This window comes from Pantoea sp. ARC270, assembly GCF_003236725.1.
GTDB classification, from domain to species: Bacteria; Pseudomonadota; Gammaproteobacteria; order Enterobacterales; family Enterobacteriaceae; genus Pantoea; species Pantoea anthophila.
The window spans coordinates 63,594-85,959 of sequence record NZ_PUGA01000026.1; the positions used below are offsets into that span (position 1 = coordinate 63,594).

Annotated in this window: 22 protein-coding genes; 18 read left to right on the forward strand and 4 right to left on the reverse strand. The window is 59.0% G+C overall.

Going from position 1 to position 22,366, the window contains the following annotated elements; translation table 11 throughout:
- Positions 1-211: 211 nt before the first annotated feature.
- The 12 genes from oxlT (at position 212) to CKF42_RS12910 (ending at position 12,158) form a co-directional block, all read left to right on the forward strand.
- Positions 212-1,468: an oxalate/formate MFS antiporter gene (gene oxlT, locus CKF42_RS12855; RefSeq protein WP_111208348.1), complete on the forward strand. Its 1,257-nt coding sequence runs from the start codon at positions 212-214 to the stop codon at positions 1,466-1,468.
- Between the two features lie 441 nt (positions 1,469-1,909).
- The gene (locus CKF42_RS12860; RefSeq protein ID WP_009088604.1) at positions 1,910-2,740 is read left to right on the forward strand and encodes a DeoR/GlpR family DNA-binding transcription regulator; all 831 of its coding nucleotides are present in this window, start codon (positions 1,910-1,912) and stop codon (positions 2,738-2,740) included.
- Between the two features lie 12 nt (positions 2,741-2,752).
- Positions 2,753-3,736: a substrate-binding domain-containing protein gene (locus CKF42_RS12865; protein WP_009088600.1), complete on the forward strand. Its 984-nt coding sequence runs from the start codon at positions 2,753-2,755 to the stop codon at positions 3,734-3,736.
- 1 nt (position 3,737) lies between these two features.
- Complete coding sequence (locus CKF42_RS12870; protein WP_058957968.1) at positions 3,738-5,243, forward strand: sugar ABC transporter ATP-binding protein; 1,506 nt, start codon at positions 3,738-3,740, stop codon at positions 5,241-5,243.
- Positions 5,236-6,225: an ABC transporter permease gene (locus tag CKF42_RS12875; protein ID WP_111208349.1), complete on the forward strand. Its 990-nt coding sequence runs from the start codon at positions 5,236-5,238 to the stop codon at positions 6,223-6,225. The genes CKF42_RS12870 and CKF42_RS12875 overlap by 8 nt, the downstream gene beginning before the upstream one ends.
- A 15-nt stretch (positions 6,226-6,240) precedes the next feature.
- Positions 6,241-7,290, forward strand: coding sequence for an ABC transporter permease (locus tag CKF42_RS12880; protein ID WP_046102429.1), 1,050 nt, complete (start codon positions 6,241-6,243; stop codon positions 7,288-7,290).
- A complete protein-coding gene (alsE, locus tag CKF42_RS12885; RefSeq protein ID WP_009088593.1) occupies positions 7,290-7,982 on the forward strand; it encodes a D-allulose 6-phosphate 3-epimerase in 693 nt (230 codons plus the stop codon). Before CKF42_RS12880 ends, alsE begins: the two co-directional genes overlap by 1 nt.
- Positions 7,979-8,875, forward strand: coding sequence for an allose kinase (gene alsK, locus CKF42_RS12890; protein ID WP_046102398.1), 897 nt, complete (start codon positions 7,979-7,981; stop codon positions 8,873-8,875). The genes alsE and alsK overlap by 4 nt, the downstream gene beginning before the upstream one ends.
- Positions 8,872-9,834 carry a ribokinase gene (locus tag CKF42_RS12895; RefSeq protein ID WP_111208350.1) on the forward strand — a complete coding sequence of 321 codons (963 nt, stop codon included), beginning with the start codon at positions 8,872-8,874 and terminating at the stop codon, positions 9,832-9,834. The genes alsK and CKF42_RS12895 overlap by 4 nt, the downstream gene beginning before the upstream one ends.
- 141 nt (positions 9,835-9,975) lie before the next feature.
- Complete coding sequence (locus tag CKF42_RS12900) at positions 9,976-10,221, forward strand: YmjA family protein (RefSeq protein WP_009088586.1); 246 nt, start codon at positions 9,976-9,978, stop codon at positions 10,219-10,221.
- A gap of 261 nt (positions 10,222-10,482) precedes the next feature.
- The gene (locus CKF42_RS12905; protein ID WP_009088583.1) at positions 10,483-10,971 is read left to right on the forward strand and encodes a cold-shock protein; all 489 of its coding nucleotides are present in this window, start codon (positions 10,483-10,485) and stop codon (positions 10,969-10,971) included.
- Positions 10,972-11,303: 332 nt separating this feature from the next.
- On the forward strand, positions 11,304-12,158 hold the full coding sequence (locus tag CKF42_RS12910; RefSeq protein ID WP_009088581.1) for a PA4780 family RIO1-like protein kinase: 855 nt from the start codon (positions 11,304-11,306) through the stop codon (positions 12,156-12,158).
- 58 nt (positions 12,159-12,216) lie between these two features.
- Here the strand turns inward: CKF42_RS12910 and mgtU are convergent, their stop codons facing one another.
- A complete protein-coding gene (gene mgtU / locus CKF42_RS21520) occupies positions 12,217-12,303 on the reverse strand; it encodes a magnesium transporter protection protein MgtU (RefSeq protein WP_350769224.1) in 87 nt (28 codons plus the stop codon).
- 10 nt (positions 12,304-12,313) lie between these two features.
- Complete coding sequence (mgtA, locus tag CKF42_RS12915) at positions 12,314-15,016, reverse strand: magnesium-translocating P-type ATPase (RefSeq protein WP_111208351.1); 2,703 nt, start codon at positions 15,014-15,016, stop codon at positions 12,314-12,316.
- A gap of 657 nt (positions 15,017-15,673) precedes the next feature.
- Here mgtA and CKF42_RS12920 point away from each other — a divergent pair.
- The 6 genes from CKF42_RS12920 to speG all read left to right on the forward strand — a co-directional run bounded on the left by CKF42_RS12920 (position 15,674) and on the right by speG (position 21,341).
- Positions 15,674-17,242, forward strand: a complete 1,569-nt coding sequence (locus CKF42_RS12920) for an ABC transporter substrate-binding protein (RefSeq protein WP_058957963.1) — start codon at positions 15,674-15,676, stop codon at positions 17,240-17,242.
- The gene (locus tag CKF42_RS12925; protein ID WP_046102403.1) at positions 17,242-18,294 is read left to right on the forward strand and encodes an ABC transporter permease; all 1,053 of its coding nucleotides are present in this window, start codon (positions 17,242-17,244) and stop codon (positions 18,292-18,294) included. The genes CKF42_RS12920 and CKF42_RS12925 overlap by 1 nt, the downstream gene beginning before the upstream one ends.
- A complete protein-coding gene (locus tag CKF42_RS12930) occupies positions 18,291-19,148 on the forward strand; it encodes an ABC transporter permease (RefSeq protein WP_009088573.1) in 858 nt (285 codons plus the stop codon). The genes CKF42_RS12925 and CKF42_RS12930 overlap by 4 nt, the downstream gene beginning before the upstream one ends.
- Positions 19,138-19,968 (forward strand): ABC transporter ATP-binding protein, encoded by an 831-nt coding sequence (locus CKF42_RS12935; RefSeq protein WP_111208352.1) that lies wholly within the window; start codon positions 19,138-19,140, stop codon positions 19,966-19,968. Before CKF42_RS12930 ends, CKF42_RS12935 begins: the two co-directional genes overlap by 11 nt.
- Entirely contained in the window at positions 19,961-20,638 is a 678-nt protein-coding gene (locus CKF42_RS12940) for an ABC transporter ATP-binding protein (RefSeq protein WP_009088569.1), read from the forward strand. The genes CKF42_RS12935 and CKF42_RS12940 overlap by 8 nt, the downstream gene beginning before the upstream one ends.
- Positions 20,639-20,795: 157 nt before the next feature.
- Positions 20,796-21,341: a spermidine N1-acetyltransferase gene (gene speG, locus CKF42_RS12945; protein WP_009088567.1), complete on the forward strand. Its 546-nt coding sequence runs from the start codon at positions 20,796-20,798 to the stop codon at positions 21,339-21,341.
- Here speG and CKF42_RS12950 read toward each other — a convergent pair whose 3' ends face one another.
- Positions 21,342-21,761 carry a hypothetical protein gene (locus CKF42_RS12950; protein WP_009088566.1) on the reverse strand — a complete coding sequence of 140 codons (420 nt, stop codon included), beginning with the start codon at positions 21,759-21,761 and terminating at the stop codon, positions 21,342-21,344.
- A gap of 86 nt (positions 21,762-21,847) precedes the next feature.
- The coding region (gene mmuM / locus CKF42_RS12955; RefSeq protein ID WP_111208353.1) for a homocysteine S-methyltransferase at positions 21,848-22,366 on the reverse strand (519 nt) is incomplete at its 5' end.

Consider the following 22,366-nt stretch of genomic DNA (forward strand, 5'->3'; position numbering starts at 1 on the left):
ATTTTTCCATCCCTTTTAACCCCTGATTTTGAAGAGTTTTTGGATTGGCACACTTCCTGCAAACTTCTTAAGTCACATCGTTCCACAGGGATGATGATCTTAAAGATTTGGCATCAGCCGTTAACCGTCCGGATATCTGCGACGCCATAAGAGTGGCATACAGAGCGGGCGGAATCTGGCTGCATAACAGAACGTACTTCCGGAGAGAGCCATGACCTCAATTAGCGAACCAGTGGTAATAGCGAAACACAGCAAGTGGGTACAGCTTCTGCTTGGCTTAATCTGCATGGCGGCCATTTCCAGCCCGCAGTACGTCTGGACGCTGCTGACAAAACCGATGATGGCCAGACTCGGCGTCGGGCTGGCGGAACTGCAGGTAACGTTCTCAGTGCTGATTATTCTGCAGACCTTTTTCTCACCCTTTCAGGGTCGGCTGGTGGAGCGTTTTGGCCCGCGCCTGCTGATCTCGATAGGTACGGTGATGGCTGGCTTCAGCTGGGTCATCGCCGCCCGGGTCGATAGCCTGGCCGCACTTTATCTGGTTTATGGCTGCCTCGGCGGACTGGGCACGGGAATTGTTTATATCGGCGTCGTGGGGCTGGTGATGAAATGGTTTCCACAGCAGCGCGGTTTTGCCGCCGGAACTGTGGCGGCGGGCTACGGCATGGGCGCGATTTTTACCACCTTCCCCATTTCCATCTCTCTCAACAGCTACGGTCTTGAACAGACAATGACGGTTTTTGGCCTGCTCTTCGCCGCGGTAGGTCTTCTCGCCAGTCAGAACTTAAGGCTGCCCGGCACCAGCATGACGCCGCCGGTCAGCACACCATCCGCACCCGTAGTGAGTCAGCGCCAGTTTAAATCCGGGGAAATGCTGCGTCAGCCGCTGTTCTGGCTGATGTTTATGATGATGACGATGATGTCGACCTCGGGTCTGATGGTGACGTCGCAGATGGCGATTTTTGCCGAAGACTTTGGCATCAGCAAGGCGGTCATTTTCGGTATGGCCGCGCTGCCTCTGGCGCTGACCATCGATCGCTTCACTAACGGCTTAACGCGACCGCTGTTTGGTTTTATCTCTGACCGCTATGGGCGTGAAAACACCATGTTTATTGCCTTCGCACTGGAGGGCGTGGCGATGACGCTGTGGCTGGCGTGCCGTGAAGATCCGTTGCTGTTCGTTCTGCTCTCAGGCGTCGTCTTCTTTGGCTGGGGTGAAATCTTCTCGCTTTTTCCCTCCACACTCACCGACACCTTCGGCAGTGAAAATGCCTCAGCTAACTATGGCTGGCTCTATATCTCTCAGGGCATAGGCTCGATCTTTGGCGGCCCGCTGGCGGCGCTGATGTATCAGCACACTCATAACTGGCACCTGGTCTTTGGCTGCGCGATTACCTTTGACTTTATCACGGCCGGGCTGGCGTTATGGGTTCTCAAGCCGTGGCGGGCACGCTTTATGCGCCGGTAAGTCTGCCGCTGGCGACGCAGAATATAAAGTGTACAGCCGGGACCCGAAGTCCCGGCCAGAAAAGCAGCGCCATCCCTCACCATGCCCGGAATCGCCGTACGACTCTCACCCTCCGCCCGCTTTCAGATGGACCAGTTCCCTTCATGAAAACGTTAAAGCGTAAGCTTAAACGGTCAAACCCACATAAACGGTCACAAACAGTCATGCCTTTCCCGTAACAGCGGTATAGTCTGTTCAGCCGGTATTTTATTTTCACCGGCCCTCACCGCGAAAATATGTGAGGGGAATCACTTTTACCTGCAATTAATTGCATGGCTTTGCATGTTTTATTTCGACTTCATCACTTAATAAAGGGCGTCACTATTTGCCCGCGTGGACTCCTGCCCAGTCCACATTTTCCCATGTTCGCTTCCAGTAATTTATCTCCATCGGAGGAAAAGTATGTTGCCGATTGAAAGACAGCAAAGAATTATTAATGAGATTAATATTAATGGCCGGGTAATTGTCTCAGAGCTGGTCACGCTGTGTCAGGTTTCACAGGAAACCATTCGCCGGGATTTAAGCCAGCTGGAAAAGCGCGGTTTATTACAGCGCAGCCACGGCGGCGCTGTACTGATAAAAAAACAAAGCACCGGCACGCCGGGAAATAACAGAATCGCTAAAGAGAACGAATTATCCTTCCGGCAGCGAATTAATGAGCACGCTGATGAAAAAATGATCATTGCCAAGCGTGCGCTCGACTTTATCAGCCCCGGCGACTGCATCCTGCTGGATAGCAGTACCACCTGCTGGTATCTGGCGCGACAGCTGCCGGACATTGAGTTAACGGTATTAACCAATTCGCTGCGTATCGTGCAGACGCTGGCGGCGCGCGGCAGTATCCGCACGATCTGTTTGGGTGGGGAATATTCCGATCGCGATGAAGATTTTCACGGCGTGGTGGCCGAGCAGCCACTGCGTGAATTTCAGATTAATAAAATCTTTTTTTCCTGTAGCAGTCTGGGCAACGACGGATATTTACGTGAAGGCAATGAAAATAATGCGCACCTGAAACAACAGATGCTGCTGGCCGCAGAAAGAAAACATCTTTTAATGGATGGCAGTAAATTCCTGCGCCCCTCTTTTGCCCGAATCTGTCACTACCGTGATGTCGATTTTCTTATTACCGACCAGTTAAAAGATAAAGAGCTTGAACAGGAACTGGCATGGAATGGTGTCAACGTCATCGTCTGTTCTCAGCGTTATCAATCCATGCAGCTAATTAAAAATTAATCCGGAGTCTGTATGAAAAAACATCTTATCGCCTGCTCTCTGCTTGCCCTGTTTGCCGCCTCCGGTGCGCAGGCCGCAGATAAATTACGTATGGGTATTGTGGTCAAAATAGGCGGTATTCCCTGGTTCAATGCCATGGAGACGGGCATTAAAAGTGAAGCGGCTAAACGCGGTATCGATGCGTGGATGGTGGGGCCGACCGCCGCGGACCCGGCGCTTCAGGTGCGCGCCATTGAAGATTTGATTGCGCAGAAAGTCGATATCATCGGCGTGGTGCCCAACGACCCGAAAGTGCTGGAGCCAGTGCTGAAACGGGCCCGTGACGCCGGTATCGAGGTGATTACCCATGAGTCACCCGGCCAGCAGGGGGCCAACTGGGACTTCGAACTGGTCGATGCGACCACTCACGGCATCAACCATATGAAAGCGCTGGCGAGCTGCATGCATGACGAAGGCAAATATGCCATGTACGTCGGCAGCCTGACGGTGCCTCTGCATCAGCAGTGGACCGACGCCGCGCTCACTTACCAGAAAGAACACTATCCCAGAATGCAGCTGGTCACCGACAAGTTTGGCGTCGGCGAATCGCTGGATGACTCCATCCGTACCACCAATGAGCTGATGTCAAAATATCCCGATCTGAAAGGGATCCTGGCGTTTGGTTCACAGGGACCTATCGGCGCCGGGCGTGCGGTGATGAACCGTAAAAAAATCGACCAGGTCTGCGTCATTGGCTCTTTCAGTCCGGGCCAGGGTGCCTCGCTGGTGCAGCGTAACGCCATCAAAGGGGGCTACATCTGGAATCCGGAGACCGCGGGCGAAGTCTTTGTCCGCATCGCCGACATGATGCAGAAGAAGGAGCCGATCACCGATGGCATGACGATTGAAGGGCTGGGCAAAGTCAAAGTGGATGAAGCCACCCACACCATTCTGGGTAACAGCACCGAAAGTCTGGATAAAGCCAACCTGCCAAAACTGGTAAAAATGGGGCTCTGATATGCAAGAGGTCACTCCACAGACATTGATTGCGCTCGGGAATCTGTCGAAAACATTTGGTGGTAACCGCGCACTCAGCGATATCTCCCTGACTCTGCGGGCAGGCGAAGTGCACTGCCTTGCGGGCACCAACGGCTGTGGCAAGAGCACTCTGATCAAAGTTATCTCCGGGGTGCACGCCCCGGACAGCGGCAGCCGCATCACGCTGGGCGACGGTCCGACGCTGCCGCGCCTCACTACCCGGCAGGCGCGCGACTTCGGTATCCAGGTGATTTATCAGGATCTCTCGCTGTTCCCCAACCTCAGCGTGGCAGAGAACATCGCCTTCGAGCATAACCTCAACGGTCTGCTGCGCTGGCACCACCGCGCACGTCTGCGGGAGAGCGCGCGCACTATCATTACCGAACTGAAGTTCGATCTCGATCTGGATGAGAAAGTCGCGGCGCTCTCTATCGCGCAGCGTCAGCAGGTGGCGATCTGCCGTGCGCTGGTCGCCGATGCGCGGCTGGTGATCATGGATGAGCCGACTGCCTCGCTGACCCGCACTGAGGTCAATCAGCTGCTGCGTACCGTGCGCTACCTGAAAGATAAAAACATCTGCGTGGTGTTTGTCAGCCACAGGCTGGATGAGGTGCTGGAGATCTCCGACCGCGTAACGGTGATCCGCGACGGACGCAAAATGGGCTGCTGGCCTGCGCGGGAGATGACGCCGCACCATCTGACAGAGCTGATGACCGGCCTGAAACTCGACTATCAGCTGAAAGCCCCGACGCGCAACAGCGATCGCGCCATTCTGGAGATCGAGTCGTTAACCCGCGCCGGTCAGTATCACGACGTCAATTTTAAACTCTATGAAGGTGAGGTGCTCGGACTGTGCGGGCTGCTCGGTTCCGGCCGTACCGAGCTGGCGCTGTCGCTGTTCGGCATGACACGTCCCGACAGCGGCAAGATCTGGCTCGACAGCAAGCCGGTGCGCTTTCGCGGCCATGAAGATGCGATCAAAGCGGGCATCGGCTACGTCTCGGAGGATCGGCTGACGCTGGGCCTGGTGCAGCAGCAGTCGGTGGCAGACAACATGGTGCTGCCGATCCTCGACAAGCTGCAGAACCGCTTTCACCTGATCGATGAGTACCGTAAGAACAAGCTGATTCTGCAGTGGATCCAGCAGCTTGGCGTGCGCGTCGCCGATCCAAATCTCGCCATCTCCACCCTCTCCGGCGGTAACCAGCAGAAAATTGTGCTGGCGAAATGGGTGCTGACCCAGCCGCGCATTCTGATCCTCGACTCTCCCACCGTCGGCGTCGATGTGGGTGCCAAGGCCAGTATCTATCAGCTGATCCATGAACTGGCGAAAGAGGGTCTGTCGATCATCCTGATCTCTGATGAGGTGCCGGAGGTCTGGTACAACTGCGACCGGATCCTCCACTTCCGCGATGGCACGATCCATGCCGAATACCAACCCGATAGCGTCGAACAGCAGCAGCTGGCGGAGGTGATCAATGCCTGACTTTTCCCGTTTCCGTCCGCACTCCAGTCAGGGCTGGCTCGCCTGGGTGCTGCTGGCGTTCATTCTGTTTTTCTCGCTCGCCAGCGACCAGTTTCTCACCATGCAGAATCTGCTGGATCTGGCGGAGAGCTACGCCGTTACCGGCATCTTTGCGCTGGGCCTGTTTGTGGTGCTGGTCACCGGCGGGATCGATATCTCGTTTGCGGCCGTCGCCTCGGTGGTGCAGTACCTGCTGGCGTCGCTGTTTGTACAGTTCCAGTTCGACAATGCGCTGCTCAGCATTCTGCTGGCGGTGATGTGCGGCACGCTGTTCGGGGTGGTCAATGCCCTGCTGATCACCACGCTGCGGGTGGTCTCCATCATCATCACCATCAGCATGCAGTCGCTGCTGTTCGGGTTGCTGATGTGGGTTACCGGCGGCCGCAGCCTCTACTCGCTGCCGGAGTGGTGGATCACGCTGCGCAACGTGCTGCCGTTCAGCTGGCAGGGTGAGAGCTTCCAGGTCGGGCTGCCGCTGGTCACCATGCTGCTGATCGCCGCTGTCACCGCCCTGCTGCTGAACAAAACCAACCTTGGACGCCAGCTCTACGCCGTTGGCGGCGATGCGGAGTCGGCCCATCGTATCGGTATCCGCGTCGGTCTGATTCACGTGTTCGCTTATGGCTGGCTGGGGGCGATGGCGGCCATCGGCGGGCTGGTGCAGGTCTATCGCATGGGCGAGGTGGTGCCCAACGCGCTGGTTGGAGGCGAACTGGACGTGCTGGCCGCCACGGTGCTGGGCGGTGCCAGCCTGATGGGAGGCAAAGGCACGGTGAGCGGCACGCTGATGGGGGTCTTCCTGATCGCCATTCTCAAGAACGGCCTCAACCTGGTCGGCGTCTCGAACTACTTCATGAATATCGTGGTAGGCGGCGTCATCATGATTGCGATCGCCGTGACCCACTACAAAAAACGCAAAGAAACTGACGTCAGTTTCGTGTGACCGAGGGCACTGATGATGAAATCACTGACTGCATTGCGACCCGACGGGACCAACATCGGCCTGATGCTGCTGATTGCGCTGGCGCTGGCCACCTTCACGGTGATGCTGCCGGGGCGCTTCCTGACCGACTCCACCTTTATGAGTATGGCGTTTCAGCTGCCGGAACTCGGCTTACTGACGCTGGCGATGTTTATCGCCATCCTCAGCGGCGGCCTGAACCTTGCGATTATCGCGACCGCTAACCTCACGGCGCTGTTTATCGCCTGGACGCTGATGAGCGCCCTGCCCGCCGGTGCCGGGATGGCGCTGCAGCTGCTGTGGCTCTTTATCGCCATCCTTGGCGCCATGCTGATCGCGGCCGCGATCGGCGTAGTGACGGGCCTGATGGTGACGCGCATCGGCGCACATCCGATTCTGGTGACGCTGGCGACGATGATGACGCTGAACGGCATCGGGATCTGGCTGACCCACGGTGCGGCCGTCAGCGGCATGCCGCCGGTGGTGCAGGCGCTGGGGGCTGACACGCTGCTGGGCATGCCGCTGCCGCTCTGGGTGTTCCTGGTCGCCGCCGCGCTGCTGGCGCTGTTCCTCGGTAAAACCCGCGCCGGTAAATGCATCTATATGGGCGGCAGCAACATCAACGCCACCTGGTTCAGCGGTATCAATACCCATCGCATGGTGATGCTGGTCTATGTGATCTCCAGCCTGCTCTGCGTGCTGGCGGGGTTAATCATGATGGCGCGCTTCAACTCCGCCCGTATGGGCTACGGCGATGCCTATCTGCTGCTGACGGTGCTGGCCATTATTCTCGGCGGCACCGACCCCAACGGGGGCTTCGGCCGTGTGACCGGCGTGGTGCTGGCGCTGATTGCGCTGCAGGTGCTCTCCACCGGTTTCAATCTGATGAACATCAGCCAGCACGTCAGCCTGGCCATGTGGGGCGCGGTGCTGATTGTGGTTCTCGCCTTCAAACAATTCAAAACCCGATTCAACGAACACCGTGCCGTAAAGCTCAGCAGGCTGGCCGCGGTGCTTAATCCTCTGACTGAAAAGAAGGAAGTATGATGCGTACTCAAATCTCCCCGTCACTGATGTGTATGAACCTGATGGAGATCAAGCACCAGCTGCAGATCCTCGACTCGCGCGCTGACTTTCTTCATGTGGATATCATGGATGGTCACTACGTTAAGAACATCACGCTCTCTCCCTTCTTTATTGAGCAGATCCGTCCTTTTACCCGCGTGGCGATTGACGTGCATCTGATGGTGGAAGAGCCAACCGATTTTATCGAGGCGGTCGCCAGAGCGGGTGCTGACTATATCTGTCCGCACGCGGAGACCATCAATCGCGATGCGTTTCGCGTCATTAACCTCATCCGCAGCTTCGACAAAAAGGTGGGCGTGGTGCTGAATCCGGCGACGCCGGTGTCATACCTTCAGCACTATATCCATCTGCTTGATAAGATCACCGTGATGACGGTCGACCCCGGCTACGCCGGACAGCCCTTTATTCCGGAAATGGTGGAAAAGGTGCGTGAGCTGAAAGCGCTGAAGGAGCAGCACGGCTTTCACTATCTGATCGAGATCGACGGCTCCTGCAACACCCGCACCTATCACCAGCTGATCGGCGCAGGCGCGGAAGTGCTGATTGTCGGCACCTCCGGCCTGTTTAATATCCATGACGATTTAGCCACCGCGTGGGAGATGATGCGCGACAGCATTGATGAGGCCCAGGGGCTGGCGAAGGTGTCCGCATGAGATCACGCTGGCTCGGTATCGATATCGGCGGCACCGGTACCCGGCTGCAGCTGATGGAAGAGGGGGGCGTCTGGAGCAGCTTTCGCAAGGTGCCCACCACCAGCTGGGCGCAGCAGCCCGATGCGCTGCAGGCCCTGGCACAGCTCATTGATGAAACGCTGGAGCAGCAGCCGGTCAGCGGCATCATGCTGGGGCTGCCCGGCATCCTCAGCCGCGACAGGAAACAGGTGATCTCGCTGCCCTTTATTCAGGCGCTGGATCATCAGCCGGTGGCGGCGCGTCTGGCGGCGCAACTCGGCGTGCCGGTAGCGATGGACAAAGATGTGAACCATCTGATGCTCTGGGATCTGCTGCAGCTGGAGCAGCTGCCGGCTAACGCCGTGGGCCTCTATCCCGGCACCGGGATGGGCAACAGCCTGTGGCTGAATGGCCACTTTTATCACGGCGAGCATGGTGGTGCAGGTGAACTGGGCCACGTGCCCGTCGCCGGAAACGACCTCCCCTGCCCGTGCGGCAATCGCGGCTGTGCGGAGACCCTGACCTCGGGCCACTGGCTGAGTCACTGGGCCGCTCTGAACGCCGCCGACACGCCTATCGCCGCGCTGTTTACCCGCCACGGGGAGCAGCCGGAACTTCAGGCGTTTGTGCGACGTCTGGCGCAGCTGATCGCCACCGAGATGAATATACTCGACCCGGAATATCTGATCCTTGGCGGCGGCGTGCTGGCGATGGCTGATTTTCCGCTGGCCCTGCTGCGCAGCCAGATCCAGCAGCATCTGCGGCCACCGGTCACACGCGAAAACCTGAAGATTGTTTTCAGCCACTCAACCGACTACACGGGCTGTCGCGGTGCCTGTCTCGCCGCCGAACGCCTGTTCAGGAGCGCAGGATGAAAGGAAAAGTGTGTGTGTTCGGCTCTTTTAATCTTGATGTGGTCGCCGTGATGCGCCGCTTTCCGCTACCGGGTGAGTCGCTGACGGCGCACCACAGCATGATGGGTGCGGGCGGAAAAGGGGCAAATCAGGCCACAGCGGCGCTGCGCGCAGGTGCGCGGGTACACTACATCGGGAAAGTGGGTAACGACGATTTCGGCCTCTTTGCGCGTCGTCATCTGGAGAAAACCGGCTTTGACGCCATTACGCTCTTTACCTGTAAGGAGAAGCCCACCGGTAACGCCCTGATCTATGTTGCAGGCGATGATGCGGAAAATATGATTTCGGTTTATCCCGGCGCCAATACCACCGTGACGGCCGCAGAGGTGACGCGCTGTCAGCCGACGGTAGCCGCCGCAGATATCCTGCTGGTGCAGCTCGAAAATAACCTCAGCGCCATCCAGCGCATGATCGATAACGCCCGAGCCAGCGGCACCTTTGTGATCCTCAATCCGGCCCCCTGGCAGAAAGTCAGCGATGCGCTGCTGGCAAAGATCGATCTGCTGACGCCCAACAGCACCGAGGCGACCCAGCTCAGCGGCGTGACCGTCACCGATTTCGACAGCGCCCGCCGCGCCGCCGCGGTGCTGCATCGTAAAGGAGCGCGTCAGGTGATCATCACGCTGGGCATCGCCGGAGCGCTGCTGTCAACGCCTGCGGAGCAGCAGCGCATTCCGCTCTTCCCGGCGCAGCCGCGCGATACCACCGGCGCGGGAGATGCATTCAATGGCGCGCTCGCCGCCCGGCTCGCTTCGGGCGATGACCTGCCGCAGGCGGCGCGCTTTGCTGCGGCATTTGCCTCACTCTGTGTCGAGCGAGCTGGCGCGGCCGACTCCATGCCCTCCTACGCCGAGGCGCTGGCACGCCTGCAGGCGCACCCGGAGTGTATTGTCGAGCCGATTGAGAGTATCACCGCCTGACGCAGACAGCCCGATTACGCGGCAGTGTCATCTGCCGCCTCTCCCCCCCCTTTACAGCCCCCGTCCAGACACGAAATAATAGCGCCACACGCCAGGCCCCCTGGCAGCCTCTGAACCGACGTTAATCCAGCGGACCCCATTATGACCAACGAAATCCCTCTTAAGTATTACGATGTCGCCGATGAGTATGCGACCGAGTCCGCGAAGCCGGTGGACGAAGCGGAACGCACCCCGCTGGCGCACTACTTCCAGCTGCTGATCACCCGTTTAATGAATAACGAGGAGATCAGTGAAGCGTCGCAGCAGGAGATGGCGCGTGAAGCGGGCATCGACGAGCAGCGTATTGATGATATCGCTGAATTCCTGAACCGCTGGGGCAATGAGTAACGGCGATTGATCCTCAGGCGGGCCTGCGCTTTCCGGCAGCCCGTCTGGTGCGCCTGCCCGCTCACTGCGCTGCAGAGCACGGCGCCGGACAGCCTGATATCCCCGCCTTCCCCTTTTCCGCCCCGCTTTTAACCCCGCCGTCTGACGCGCCGCCGTGCCTGGCACGCCGGAAAATTATCGTCCAGACTGATATAGTCTGCGCAGGCATTGTGTTTTACACTGCGCGCTGTAAAAACTGAGCAGAGTAAGCAGGCAAGAAAAATGGCGATGAACGGAACAATCACAACCTGGTTTAAAGATAAAGGATTCGGCTTTATCAAAGATGAAAACGGCGATAACCGCTATTTTCATGTGATTAAGGTCGCCAATCCTGATCTGATTAAGAAAGATGCGGCGGTAACGTTTGAGCCAACCACCAACAACAAAGGCTTATCCGCCTATGCGGTGAAGGTAGCCCCGGAGAGTAAATATATCTTCATCGCGGGCGAGCGGCTGAAAATCACCTCGATCAAGTCTTACCTGGTCTACAGCGAAGAAGTGCCAGCGGATACCGGTATCGACAAAGAGAACGCGGTGCTCTCAGTAGGTCTGCTGCTGAATAACATCCGGCCTAAATCGGACGCGAAACCGGGTGAGATGCGCTCGCTGAAAAAGCTGGCGGTCACCACTTTCCAGGGCTCGACGCTGATCTTCTCCGAAGATGAGATCGACATTGAAAGCACGGTCAAAGTGCTTAAGTCCCTGAAGTAACCCCGCCGCAGGGCCGGATGCCTGTGCGCCGCCGCACCAGGATACCGGCCCGCTGCCCCTCTCTCCCTGAACCTGTCCCGTCGCTTCGCATCTGACGCCATGCTCCCTAGGTTTCTCTGTTGCGCCACGGGGCCGCGCGCATCCCCTTCTGCTTCAGCACGCCACCCTCTGACGGCCTGCGGAAAAAAACCGGTCAGAAACGCGGGTCAGGCAAGGATCATCCCCCTGAAGCGTTTTCCAGGGTAGAATTACAGACTTTGTTCACGCATGGCTCAGGTTTTCCATCAGCGCAAATTGATACGAAAAGCGGGTGAAATAAGGTATAAAGCCGCATGAAAATCCCAAACAGAATTCAGCCCCTGGTCGATGACGGCCTGATTGACGATGTGCTGCAGCGCCTGAAAAGCGGCAAGGAAGCAGACGTCTACACCGTGCTTTGCGGTGACAAAGTGCAGTGCGCCAAAGTCTATAAAGAAGCGACCCAGCGCAGCTTTAAGCAGGCGGTTCAGTATCAGGAAGGCCGGAAAACCCGTAACAGCCGTAACGCCCGCGCCATGCAGAAAGGCTCAAAGTTTGGCCGTAAGCAGCAGGAAGAGTCCTGGCAGACCGCCGAAGTCGACGCCCTGTTTCGCCTGGCTAACGCCGGTGTACGCGTGCCTCAGCCCTATCTCTGCATCGACGGGGTATTGCTGATGGAGCTGGTCACCGACGCCAATGGTTCGGTCGCGCCGCGCCTCAGCGACGTGACGCTCTCCGAAGAGGAGGCGATCACCGATTTTAACACCATGATCCGCAACATCGTTCGCATGCTCTGTGCCGGTATCGTTCATGGTGACCTGTCGGAGTTCAACGTCCTGCTGGATGATCAGGGACCGGTCATCATCGACCTGCCTCAGGCGGTGGATGCAGCGGCCAACAACCATGCGGAGTCGATGTTCGCGCGTGACGTGAATAACATCACCGCCTACTACGGGCAGTTCGCCCCGCAGCTGTTAAAGACGCGCTATGCCGGCGAGATCTGGCAGCTCTATGAAGAGGGTAAGTTAACCCCGGAAACGACGCTCACCGGCCAGTTTGTGGAAGAGGAGCGTGACGTGGATATGGATTCCCTGCTGGATGAGATCATCACCGCTGAAGATGAGTATTACGAGCGTCAGCGCGCCAGCCGGGAGCGCGACCAGGAATAGGTGCCCCGCCAGTAAAAACGGCAGCGAGTCACCTCGCTGCCGCACGCTCATTCTCCTGTCACCGCACCAGAACCGTCAGCGCAATCAGGGTGACGCCGATAATCATGACGCTGACAAAAACGCGATCCAGCCTGCTTTTTTTCATCTTCCCCTCCTCAGAACCACTGACCGAAACGACGGATGTAGAGACGTTTCATGCCCTGCGCCACCAGGCAGTAGCTGAACAGCGTCAGCACCAGCCAGGGGAAATATTGCCAGGGCAGCGGCACCAGTCCGACCATCGCGCCCAGCGGTGAGAACGGAATCAGGATGCCCAGCGCCATAATCGCCAGCGTCGTCAGCATCACCGGCAAGGTGGCGCGACTCTGGATAAACGGAATCTTCCGGGTACGCAGCATATGCACCACCAGCGTCTGCGACAGTAGTCCCTCAATAAACCAGCCGGACTGGAACAGTGACTGCACGCCCGCATGGTTCGCGCTGAAGACAAACCACATCAGCGCAAAGGTGGTGATATCAAAAATCGACGAGGTTGGCCCCATCCACAGCATAAAGCGTTTGATGTTGCCGGCATCCCATTTGCGCGGCTTGTTCAGGAACTCACGGTCAACCTTGTCCCACGGCAGCGCCAGCTGGGAGACGTCATACATCAGATTCTGAATCAGCAGATGAATCGACAGCATCGGCAGAAACGGAATAAAGGCACTGGCGACCAGCAGCGAGAAAACGTTGCCGAAGTTCGAGCTGGCGGTCATGTTGAGATACTTAATGATGTTGCCAAAGGTCTCACGTCCCTTTAATACCCCCTCGTTCAGCACCTGCAGATCTTTCTCCAGCAGGATGATGTCTGACGAGGCTTTCGCCACATCCGCCGCGCTGTCTACGGAAATCCCGGTGTCGGCCGTCCGCAGCGCAGGCGCGTCGTTAATACCATCGCCCAGAAATCCCACGGTATGACCGTTCTGCTGCAGCAGGCGCACCAGACGTGATTTCTGCAGCGGCGTCAGCTTGGCAAACAGGGTGCAGCGTTCCGCCTCCAGTGCCAGCTGCGTGTCGTCCATCGCCTCAATCTGTTCGCCGGTCAGCATCGCCGGATCGGTCAGCCCGACATCGGCACAGACCCGCTGCGTCACCAGGGGGTTATCCCCGGTCAGCACTTTCACCGCCACGCCGCTGTCGCGCAGGGCTTTAATCGCCTTACCGGCGCTGGCTTTCGGTGGATCGCGGAAGGTCAGCATTCCCTGGATAACCAGATCGCGCTCATCACTTTCGCTGAGCGGCGCGTGCAGTTCATCATCACGGGTCGCCACCAGCAGCACCCGATAGCCCTGCTGATGGTAGCGTTCGGTCTGCGCCAGCAGCGCCTCGCGCTGTGCCGCATCCAGCGCGACGACTTCATCGCCCTGCCGGACGGCGATGCTCACCGCCAGCATCTCTTCCACCGCCCCTTTGCAGATCAGCTGTGAGCAATGCTGCGCCAGATCTTCCACCAGCACCGAAACGCGGCGGCGGGTAAAATCGAATGGCACCTCATCGATCAGCTGATACTGGCTGCGCCGGGTCTGTGAAATAACCTTGTCTCCGGCGCAGAGCACGGCGCGATCCATCAGGTTTTTTGCGCCACTCTGGCTGCCGCTGTTGAGCCAGGCCAGCAGCAGCACCTCCGCATCCTCCGCGCCCCGGGTGTCCAGATGATGCGCCAGCAGGATGGTGTCCTGGGTCAGCGTGCCGGTTTTGTCGGTGCAGAGCACATCCATCGCCCCCAGGTTCTGAATGGCATTGAGCTTTTTAACGATCACTTTGCGGCGTGACATCGCAATGGCGCCTTTTGCCAGGTTGGCACTGACAATCATCGGCAGCATTTCCGGGGTCAGCCCGACCGCCACCGCCAGTGCAAACAGCGTCGCATCCATCCAGTCGCCTTTGGTAAAGCCGTTGATCAGCAGCACCACCGGCACCATCACCAGCATAAAGCGGATCAGCAGTTTACTGACGCTGTTAACACCGCGATCAAAAGCGGTCTGCGGACGGCTGCCGGTCAGCGAGGAGGCCAGTGAGCCAAACCAGGTGTCGCCACCGGTCGCCACCACCACGGCACTGGCGGTGCCGCTGGCCACGCTGGTACCCATCAGACAGATGTTGGCTGACGCCAGCAGCTCCTGATCGGTTCGGTCATGGGCGTCGATACCGGCATCCATACTCTGTTTCTCCACCGGCAGAGACTCTCCGGTCAGCACCGCTTCGCTGATGAACAGATTGCGTGAACTCAGCAGCCGGACATCCGCGGGCACCTGATCGCCGGTGCTGAGCAGAATAATATCGCCCGGCACCAGCTCGCTCATATCCACATCCTGACGCTGTGCGGTTTCACTGCCCGCCTCGCGCCGCAGCACGGTAACCTGGCTGCGCACCAGAGACTGCAGTGCCTGCGCCGCGCGGTTGGTGCGGAACTCCTGCCAGAAACGCAGCAGGCCACTCAGCGTCACCATCGTGCAGATGATGATCACTCCGGAGAGATCGGTCTCCTGACCGGCGCGCAGCGGCAGTATGTAGTCGGTAAACAGGCTGACCAGCGCCAGGACCAGCAGAACATAGATAAACGGGTTATTAAACGCCATCAGAAGCTGCACCAGCGCCGGTGGCGCTTTCTCATGGGCCACTTCATTGCGGCCATAGGTGGCCAGGCGTTTTGCCGCTTCAGCCTGGGTCAGCCCCTGGCGATGCGTGCGCAGATTCGCCAGCGTCATCTCAACGTGCTGACCTGCCTGCCGGGTCACGGCAAATGTTTTTTTACTTTTTTTATCGTTGCGGTTGCCGGAAGCGAGGATGGCAGCCTGTTCCAGTTTCATGTCGCTCATTTCGACATCTCCCTGTTTTAAAGCAATGGTTGTCCTGCACGCAAAATAACGTGCATGGATAAAACCTGGCGTAGCCGGGTTATTTAATGAGGCGACCCTGGGAAATGAACACGCGTTTCTGACTGCGCAGAAAATAATGTCGCGCGCAGCGAAGCGTGACGCTGTTTAAACACAGCGTAATCCGGGTCTGATATCAGCGGTCGGGCGCAGCCTGAGCTACGCCAGACGAGGCGGAGGAAAAAGGGCTAAGATAAACAGCAGCATAACGCGCACTCCCACAGGCAACGGGAAATTATTAAGGAGCGCGATCGGGAATTAAAACGGGGGATCGCTGCTCGCCGGTTGGCAAGCAGCAGAGAAAATTCAGCTTGCCAGAATAATCGTTAATTCAGGGTGACTGTCCAACGGAATACTCCAGTAGTGAGATGCCGCTATTATAAGAAGAGCGGGATTGCGGTAAAGCCGTTTCGCGGGAAATAACCGCTTCGTTGAGGTTCTGTTTCTGCTCAGCCTGCCGCTTCGCTAACAACGCCGTTATGCTGTTATAACCACAACCCATCGCTTATAACTTTAAGGCATATGATTAGCCCATATTCGACTATTCTTCACATCGGCCCTTTCGTAAACTCGCGTAACTTTCTAAGGCAAGGAAATTTCATGAAAACTATAATTCCATCACTGCTGGCGCTGACGCTGGCTGCCTCCTTCACAGCCCAGGCCGCCACACCCAAAGATACGCTGGTCATCGCGCAGTCCACAGACGATGCAGACAGCTTTGACCCGGCAAAAGGCTTTGAACTGACCAGCGTTCAGGCCTTCACCAACATCTATCAGCGCCTGGTCCAGTCTGACCCGCAGAACCCGGTGGATCTGAAGCCGACGCTGGCGACCGCCTGGCAGCCTGGCAGCGACAACCGCAGTCTGACCTTTGAACTGCGCAAAGATGCGAAGTTCTCTACCGGCAACCCTGTGCGCCCGGAAGATGTGATCTTCTCGCTGGGCCGCGTGGTCAAACTGAACCTGGACCCCTCTTTCATTCTGACGCAGCTCGGCTGGACCAAAGATAACGTCGATGGCTTCCTGAAAAAGGTCGATGACAACCATGTGCAGATTAGCTGGACCGCCAACGTCAGCCCGACCTACGTTCTGAGCCTGCTCTCCGCCCCGGTCTCCTCGATCGTCGATGAGAAAACCGCGATGGCGAACCAGAAAAACGGCGACTTCGGTAACGCCTGGCTGGCCACCCACTCTGCGGGCAGCGGCCCGTATCAGATCCGTAAAGTGGTCATGCATCAGGTGGTGCTGCTGAGTGCCAACCCGACCTCACCGGCGGGCGCACCAAAAATGAAAAACATCCTGATCAAAAACGTGCCGGAACCGGCCGCGCGTCGTCTGCTGCTGGAACAGGGTGATGCGGATATTGCCCGTAACCTGGGGGCTGACCAGATCGCCGCGCTGAACGGCAAAGCGGGCGTGAAGACCGAAGCGATTCCGATGGCGTCGCTCTACTATATCCAGTTCAACATCGGCGCGAACGACACGCTGAAGAACCCGGCCTTCTGGGAAGCGGCGCGCTACCTGTGGGATTACAAAGGCATCGCCAATGAGCTGCTGAAAGGCCAGTTCGACGTGCATCAGTCCTTTCTGCCAAAAGGCTTCCTGGGCGCGATCAACGACACGCCTTACAGCTACGATCCGGAAAAAGCCAAAGCGATTCTGAAGAAAGCGGGCCTGACCAATGTGACCTTTAAGCTCTCCACCAGCAACCAGCCGCCTTATCTGGATATCGCGCAGGCGCTGCAGGGCAGCTTCGCCAAAGGCGGCGTGAAAGTCGAAGTGGTGCCGGGTCTGAGCTCCGAAGTCTCCACCAACGTGAAGGCGCATAAGTATGAAGCGACGCTGAACGCCTGGGGCTCCGACTATTTTGATCCCAACACTAATGCCGCCTCCTTTGCCTACAATCCGGAAGATGGCAGCAAAACCATTGCTTACCGTTCAGACTGGCACATTCCTGAGCTGAACAAGCAGGTGATTGCGGCGACCGCCGAAAGCGATCCGAAAAAACGGGTGGCACTGTATGAAGCGATGCAGCGTGAAGTGATGAAGAACTCACCTTACGTGATTGGGATGCAGGCGAAGAACCTGATCGCCCTGCGCGACAACCTGAAAGGCTATGTCCAGGGCATCAACCCTGACATGGTGTATTACTCGCAGGTCACCAAGTAATGGCTCAGTCTGTTCCTTCAGCCGGGTTCGCCCGGCTTTTTTGGCAGCGGGGCGGGCGTCTGCTCGGCAGCGTGCTGTCGCTGCTGGTGACGCTGCTCGGCCTGCTCGCCTTTACCTTTATGCTGTCGCATCTCTCACCGATCGATCCGGTGCAGCAGATCGCAGGCGATCACGCCAGTGAAGCGACCTATGCGCAGGTGCGTCACGACCTCGGTCTTGACCAGCCGGTGCTGACACAGTTCTGGCGCTACATTGAACATCTGGCGCAGGGCGACCTCGGTGTCTCCCGCCTGACGAATCAGTCGGTCAGCAGCGACCTGATGTCCACCTTCCCGGCCACCATTGAGCTGGCCACCTGTGCAATGATCTTCGCGGTTATCTTCGGCGTCACCCTGGCGCTGCTGGCGGCCTGGAAACCGGGCAGCTGGATCGACAACCTCGCCCGCTTTATCTCCCTGCTCGGCTACTCGGTGCCGGTGTTCTGGCTCGGCCTGCTGGGTCTGCTGCTCTTTTATGCGGTGCTGCACTGGTCTGCCGGACCGGGACGGCTGGATGACATCTGGGTCTATACCCTGGAGCCGAAAACCGGCTTTGTGCTGATCGACAGCTGGCTGTCGGGTGAACCGGAGATGTTCCGCAACGCGATTGCGCACCTCTGGCTGCCGGTGGTGATTCTGGGCCTGCTGGCGATGGCGGGCATTACCCGCCTGCTGCGTGCCGCGCTGCTGGAAGAGAGCAGCAAAGAGTATGTGGTGCTGGCGCGAGCCAAAGGCGCGGGTCGGGTGCGCATCCTGCTGCGTCACATCTTCCCCAACGTGCTGGGGACGCTGGTGACGGTTATCGCCCTCTCCTACGCCACGCTGCTGGAAGGCTCGGTGCTGACCGAAACCGTCTTCGCCTGGCCGGGTGTGGGCCGCTATATGACCAACGCGCTCTTCTCCGGCGACGTGCCGGCGATTCTGGGCTCAACCCTGTTGATCGGCGGCTGCTTTATCCTGATTAACACCCTGGCGGATGTTTTAACCTGGTTAACCGATCCGAGAACCCGATGACGCAACAACTCTCTGAACTTGAAACGCTGCGACCACGCCGTCGCCGTCAACGCGTTACCTCGTTAACCGTTGGGCTGACGCTGGTGGCGATCCTGATTCTGATGGCGCTGTTAGCCCCGCTGATTGCGCCGTTCGATCCCAATCTGCAGACCATGTCGAGCCGCCTGCTGCCGCCTTCGGCGCAGCACTGGTTCGGCACCGACGGCTTTGGCCGCGATCTGCTGTCGCGCGTGATTTATGGCGCGCGCCCTACCCTGCTGCTGGTGTCGCTGATTCTGGTGCTGACCATTCCGGCCGGGCTGCTGATCGGCATCACCGCCGGGTATGTGGGCGGCTGGACGGAGCGCGTGCTGATGCGCATTACCGATATCTTCCTGTCGCTGCCGAACCTGGTCATCGCGCTGGCGCTGGTGGCGATTCTCGGCCCCGGCCTGATGAACGGCGCGCTGGCGCTGGCACTGACCAGCTGGCCGCCGTTTGCCCGCCAGGCGCGCGCGGAAACCCTGGCGCTGCGCCGCAGCGACTACCTGGCCGCCGCGCGGATGCAGGGCATTACCGGCTTTCGACTGATGTTCGGTCACATTCTGCCGCTCTGCCTGCCGACCGCCGTGGTGCGCGCCGCGCTGAGCCTCGGCGGGATCATCCTGGCCGCTGCCGGACTCGGTTTCCTTGGCATGGGCGTTCAGCCGCCGACGGCAGAATGGGGGTCGATGGTGGCCGAAGGCAGTAAAGTGATCTTCGATCAGTGGTGGGTAGCTGCCGCACCGGGCGCGGCGATTCTGTTTGCCAGCCTGGCCTTTAACCTGACAGGCGATGGCCTGCGCGACCGACTGGATACCCGTCATGCAAAATAATCTGCTCTCTGCTGAGGGGCTGACCATTCGCAGCGATGATGCGCTGCTGGTCGATAACATCACCTTTTCCGTGGGCCGCGAACGCGTGGCGCTGGTCGGTGAGTCCGGTTCCGGTAAGTCCCTGACTGCCCGCAGCCTGATGGGCTTACTCTCTCCGGCGCTGCATCTGCAGGCCAGCCAGCTGCAGGTCGCGGGCGAAAATGCGCTGACGCTGAGTGAGCGCCACTGGAGCCAGCTGCGCGGTAACCGCGTGGCGATGGTGATGCAGGACCCTAAATATGCCCTGAATCCGACGCGCACCATCGGCTGGCAGGTGGAGGAGCCGCTGATCCTGCATCGCCGCCTGAGCCGTGCCGAGCGCAAAGAGAAGGTGTGTGAGATGCTGGATGCGGTCGGCCTGCCCGACCCGCGTCGCCTGATGCAGCACTATCCGCATCAGCTCTCTGGCGGTATGGGCCAGCGCGTGATGCTGGCCATCGCCCTGATCACCGATCCCGACTTCCTGATTGCCGATGAACCCACCTCCGCGCTGGATCATGCGATGCGCGATCAGGTGCTGGCGCTGATCCGCGGTCTGGTGGAGGCACGCAACATGGGTCTGCTGCTGATCAGCCACGACCTGCAGCAGGTGTCGGAACACTGCGAACGGGTGATGGTGATGTACAAGGGCCGGCTGCTCGATACGCTGCCTGCCGCTGACCTGCCCCGCGCGACCCACCCCTACACCCGCACGCTGTGGGCCTGCCGGCCGGGCAAGGCGACCCACGGCCTGGCGTTACCGGTGCTGGACCGCGCGGCACTGGAGGCGAATCATGATTGAACTTGCGAATTTAAGCGTCGCCCATAAGCAGGGCTACGAGCTGCGCACCGTGGTGCATGAGGTTAACCTCACGGTCAGAGCGGGTGAGTGCTTTGGCCTGGTCGGCCCGTCCGGCTGCGGCAAGTCGTCGCTGCTGTGGGTGCTGGCGGGGCTGAACCCGCACTGGCAGGGTCAGATGCAGCTGGCCGGTCATCAGGTCCAGCCCGGCAAAGCCTTCACCGGCGCGCTGCGGCAGGAAGTGCAGATGGTGTTTCAGGACCCCTATGCCTCGCTGCATCCGCGGCACCGTCTGCGCCGCACGCTGGCGGAGCCGCTGAAGCTGCTGAAACGCGATAACATCAACGACCGTATCGATCAGGGTTTCCGTCACGTCGGGCTGGACCCGGCGCTGGCCGATCGCTATCCGCATCAGCTTTCGGGTGGTCAGCGTCAGCGCGTCGCCATCGTGCGCGCCCTGCTGCTGCAGCCGAAGATCCTGCTGCTGGATGAGCCGACGTCGGCGCTGGATATGTCCGTGCAGGCGGAGATCCTCAACCTGCTTAACGATCTGAAACGGCAGGATGGCCTGACCATGGTGCTGGTCAGCCACGATCCCGATGTGATCGATCACATGTGCGATCGCGCCGTGCGCATGGCGCAGGGTCGTATCATCGAAGAGATCACCGCCTGATCGCCGGCCGGACGGCACCGCTCCGCTGTCCGGCCCCTCCTGCTCCGCCTCTGCCCGCCTTATCGTCTCCCCGGCCATCACGGCTCGCGCTTCCCGCCTGCTCAGGCTCTGCCGTTGCGGTATACTCGCGACGACGTTTTTAACAAGGAGTCTGACGATGACGGTAAAACTGCGTCCGCTGGAGCGGGAAGATCTGCATTTTGTCCATCAGCTGGATAACAACGCCAGCGTGATGCGCTACTGGTTCGAGGAGCCCTATGAGGCGTTTGTGGAGCTGTCCGATCTCTACAACAAGCACATTCACGATCAGACCGAACGTCGCTTTGTGGTGGAGCATGACGGCCAGAAAGCGGGACTGGTAGAGCTGGTTGAGATTAACCATGTGCACCGCCGCGCTGAGTTTCAGATCATCATCGATCCGGCCCATCAGGGCAAAGGGCTGGCCACACAGGCGGCGAAACTGGCGATGGATTATGGCTTCTCGGTGCTGAATCTCTACAAGCTCTACCTGATTGTGGATCAGGAGAATGAAAAGGCGATTCACATCTACACCAAACTCGGCTTCGAAATCGAAGGCGTGCTGAAGCATGAGTTCTTTATCAACGGGGAGTACCGCAACACCATCCGCATGTGCATTTTCCAGCATCAGTATCTGGAACGCCACAAAACGCCAGGCGGAATGGTGAAGCCGACCGCGCAGTAATCAGCCGCGCGCGCCAACCGGGTTCATAAAGGGACGCGGATGTTCCGGCTTGAGGTCATACATGCCGCCGTAGAAGGGGTCAACCAGCAGCCAGCCGGGGAAACCGCCAAGCGGAATGTTGCCCAGCAGATACCAGAGGTTAGCGCGTGCTTCGATAGGCACCGTGACCGGCACGTAGCCCGGACTTTCCAGCATCAGCAGGTAGTGTTTTTTGCCGAAGTAGCGGCCGGTGGATTTGGCCAGTTCAACGGTCTGGGGCGTGAAACCCTGCGCCACCGCATAGCCGCGCTCATCCTGCACGGTAAAACGCGCGCCCTGCGGCAGAGAGTCAATGCGCACCAGTTGGGTTTCATTGCCGACAATGGTGGCGCAGCCGCTGAGCAGCAGCGCGGCGGCAAGAGCCAGAATTCGCTGTTTCATAGAGGGGGTCCACAGAGTGATCAGTGATCAGAGTGTAGTCTCCCCTCTCCGCCTCAATCGGGCTATCATCGCCCGATTCCGGCAGCTTATTGCGGTTGACAAGTGCGGGCGATGGCCGCGATGTCGCCAGGTGAGGTGCGGCAGCAGCCGCCAATCAGCCGGGCACCCGCCTGTTGCCACTCGGCCAGCTTGTCATGCAGGGTGCAGCCCGACGGCGCAGAATGCCAGGTTTTGCTGCCAGCATCATACTGCTCGCCGGAGTTGGGATAGACCACCAGCGGTTTGTCGGTCAGGGTCTGCAACTGCTGCAGGGCGGGCGTTACGCTCTCCAGCGCCACGCAGTTGACCCCCAGCGCCACTACCTGTGGCTGCTGATTCAGCCAGCTCACCACCTCTGCCAGCGGCGTGCCGTCGCTGATGTGTCCGGCGTCACGCAGCGTAAACGAGAACCAGGCGCGGGCGTCAGGGAACTCAGCCAGCAGTTTCACCAGCGCCTGCGCCTCGGCAAAGGAAGGCAGGGTTTCACAGGCCAGCAGATCGGCTCCTGCCGCCAGCAACGCCTGCACGCGCGGGCGGTGGAACGCCATCATCTCCGCTTCCGGCAG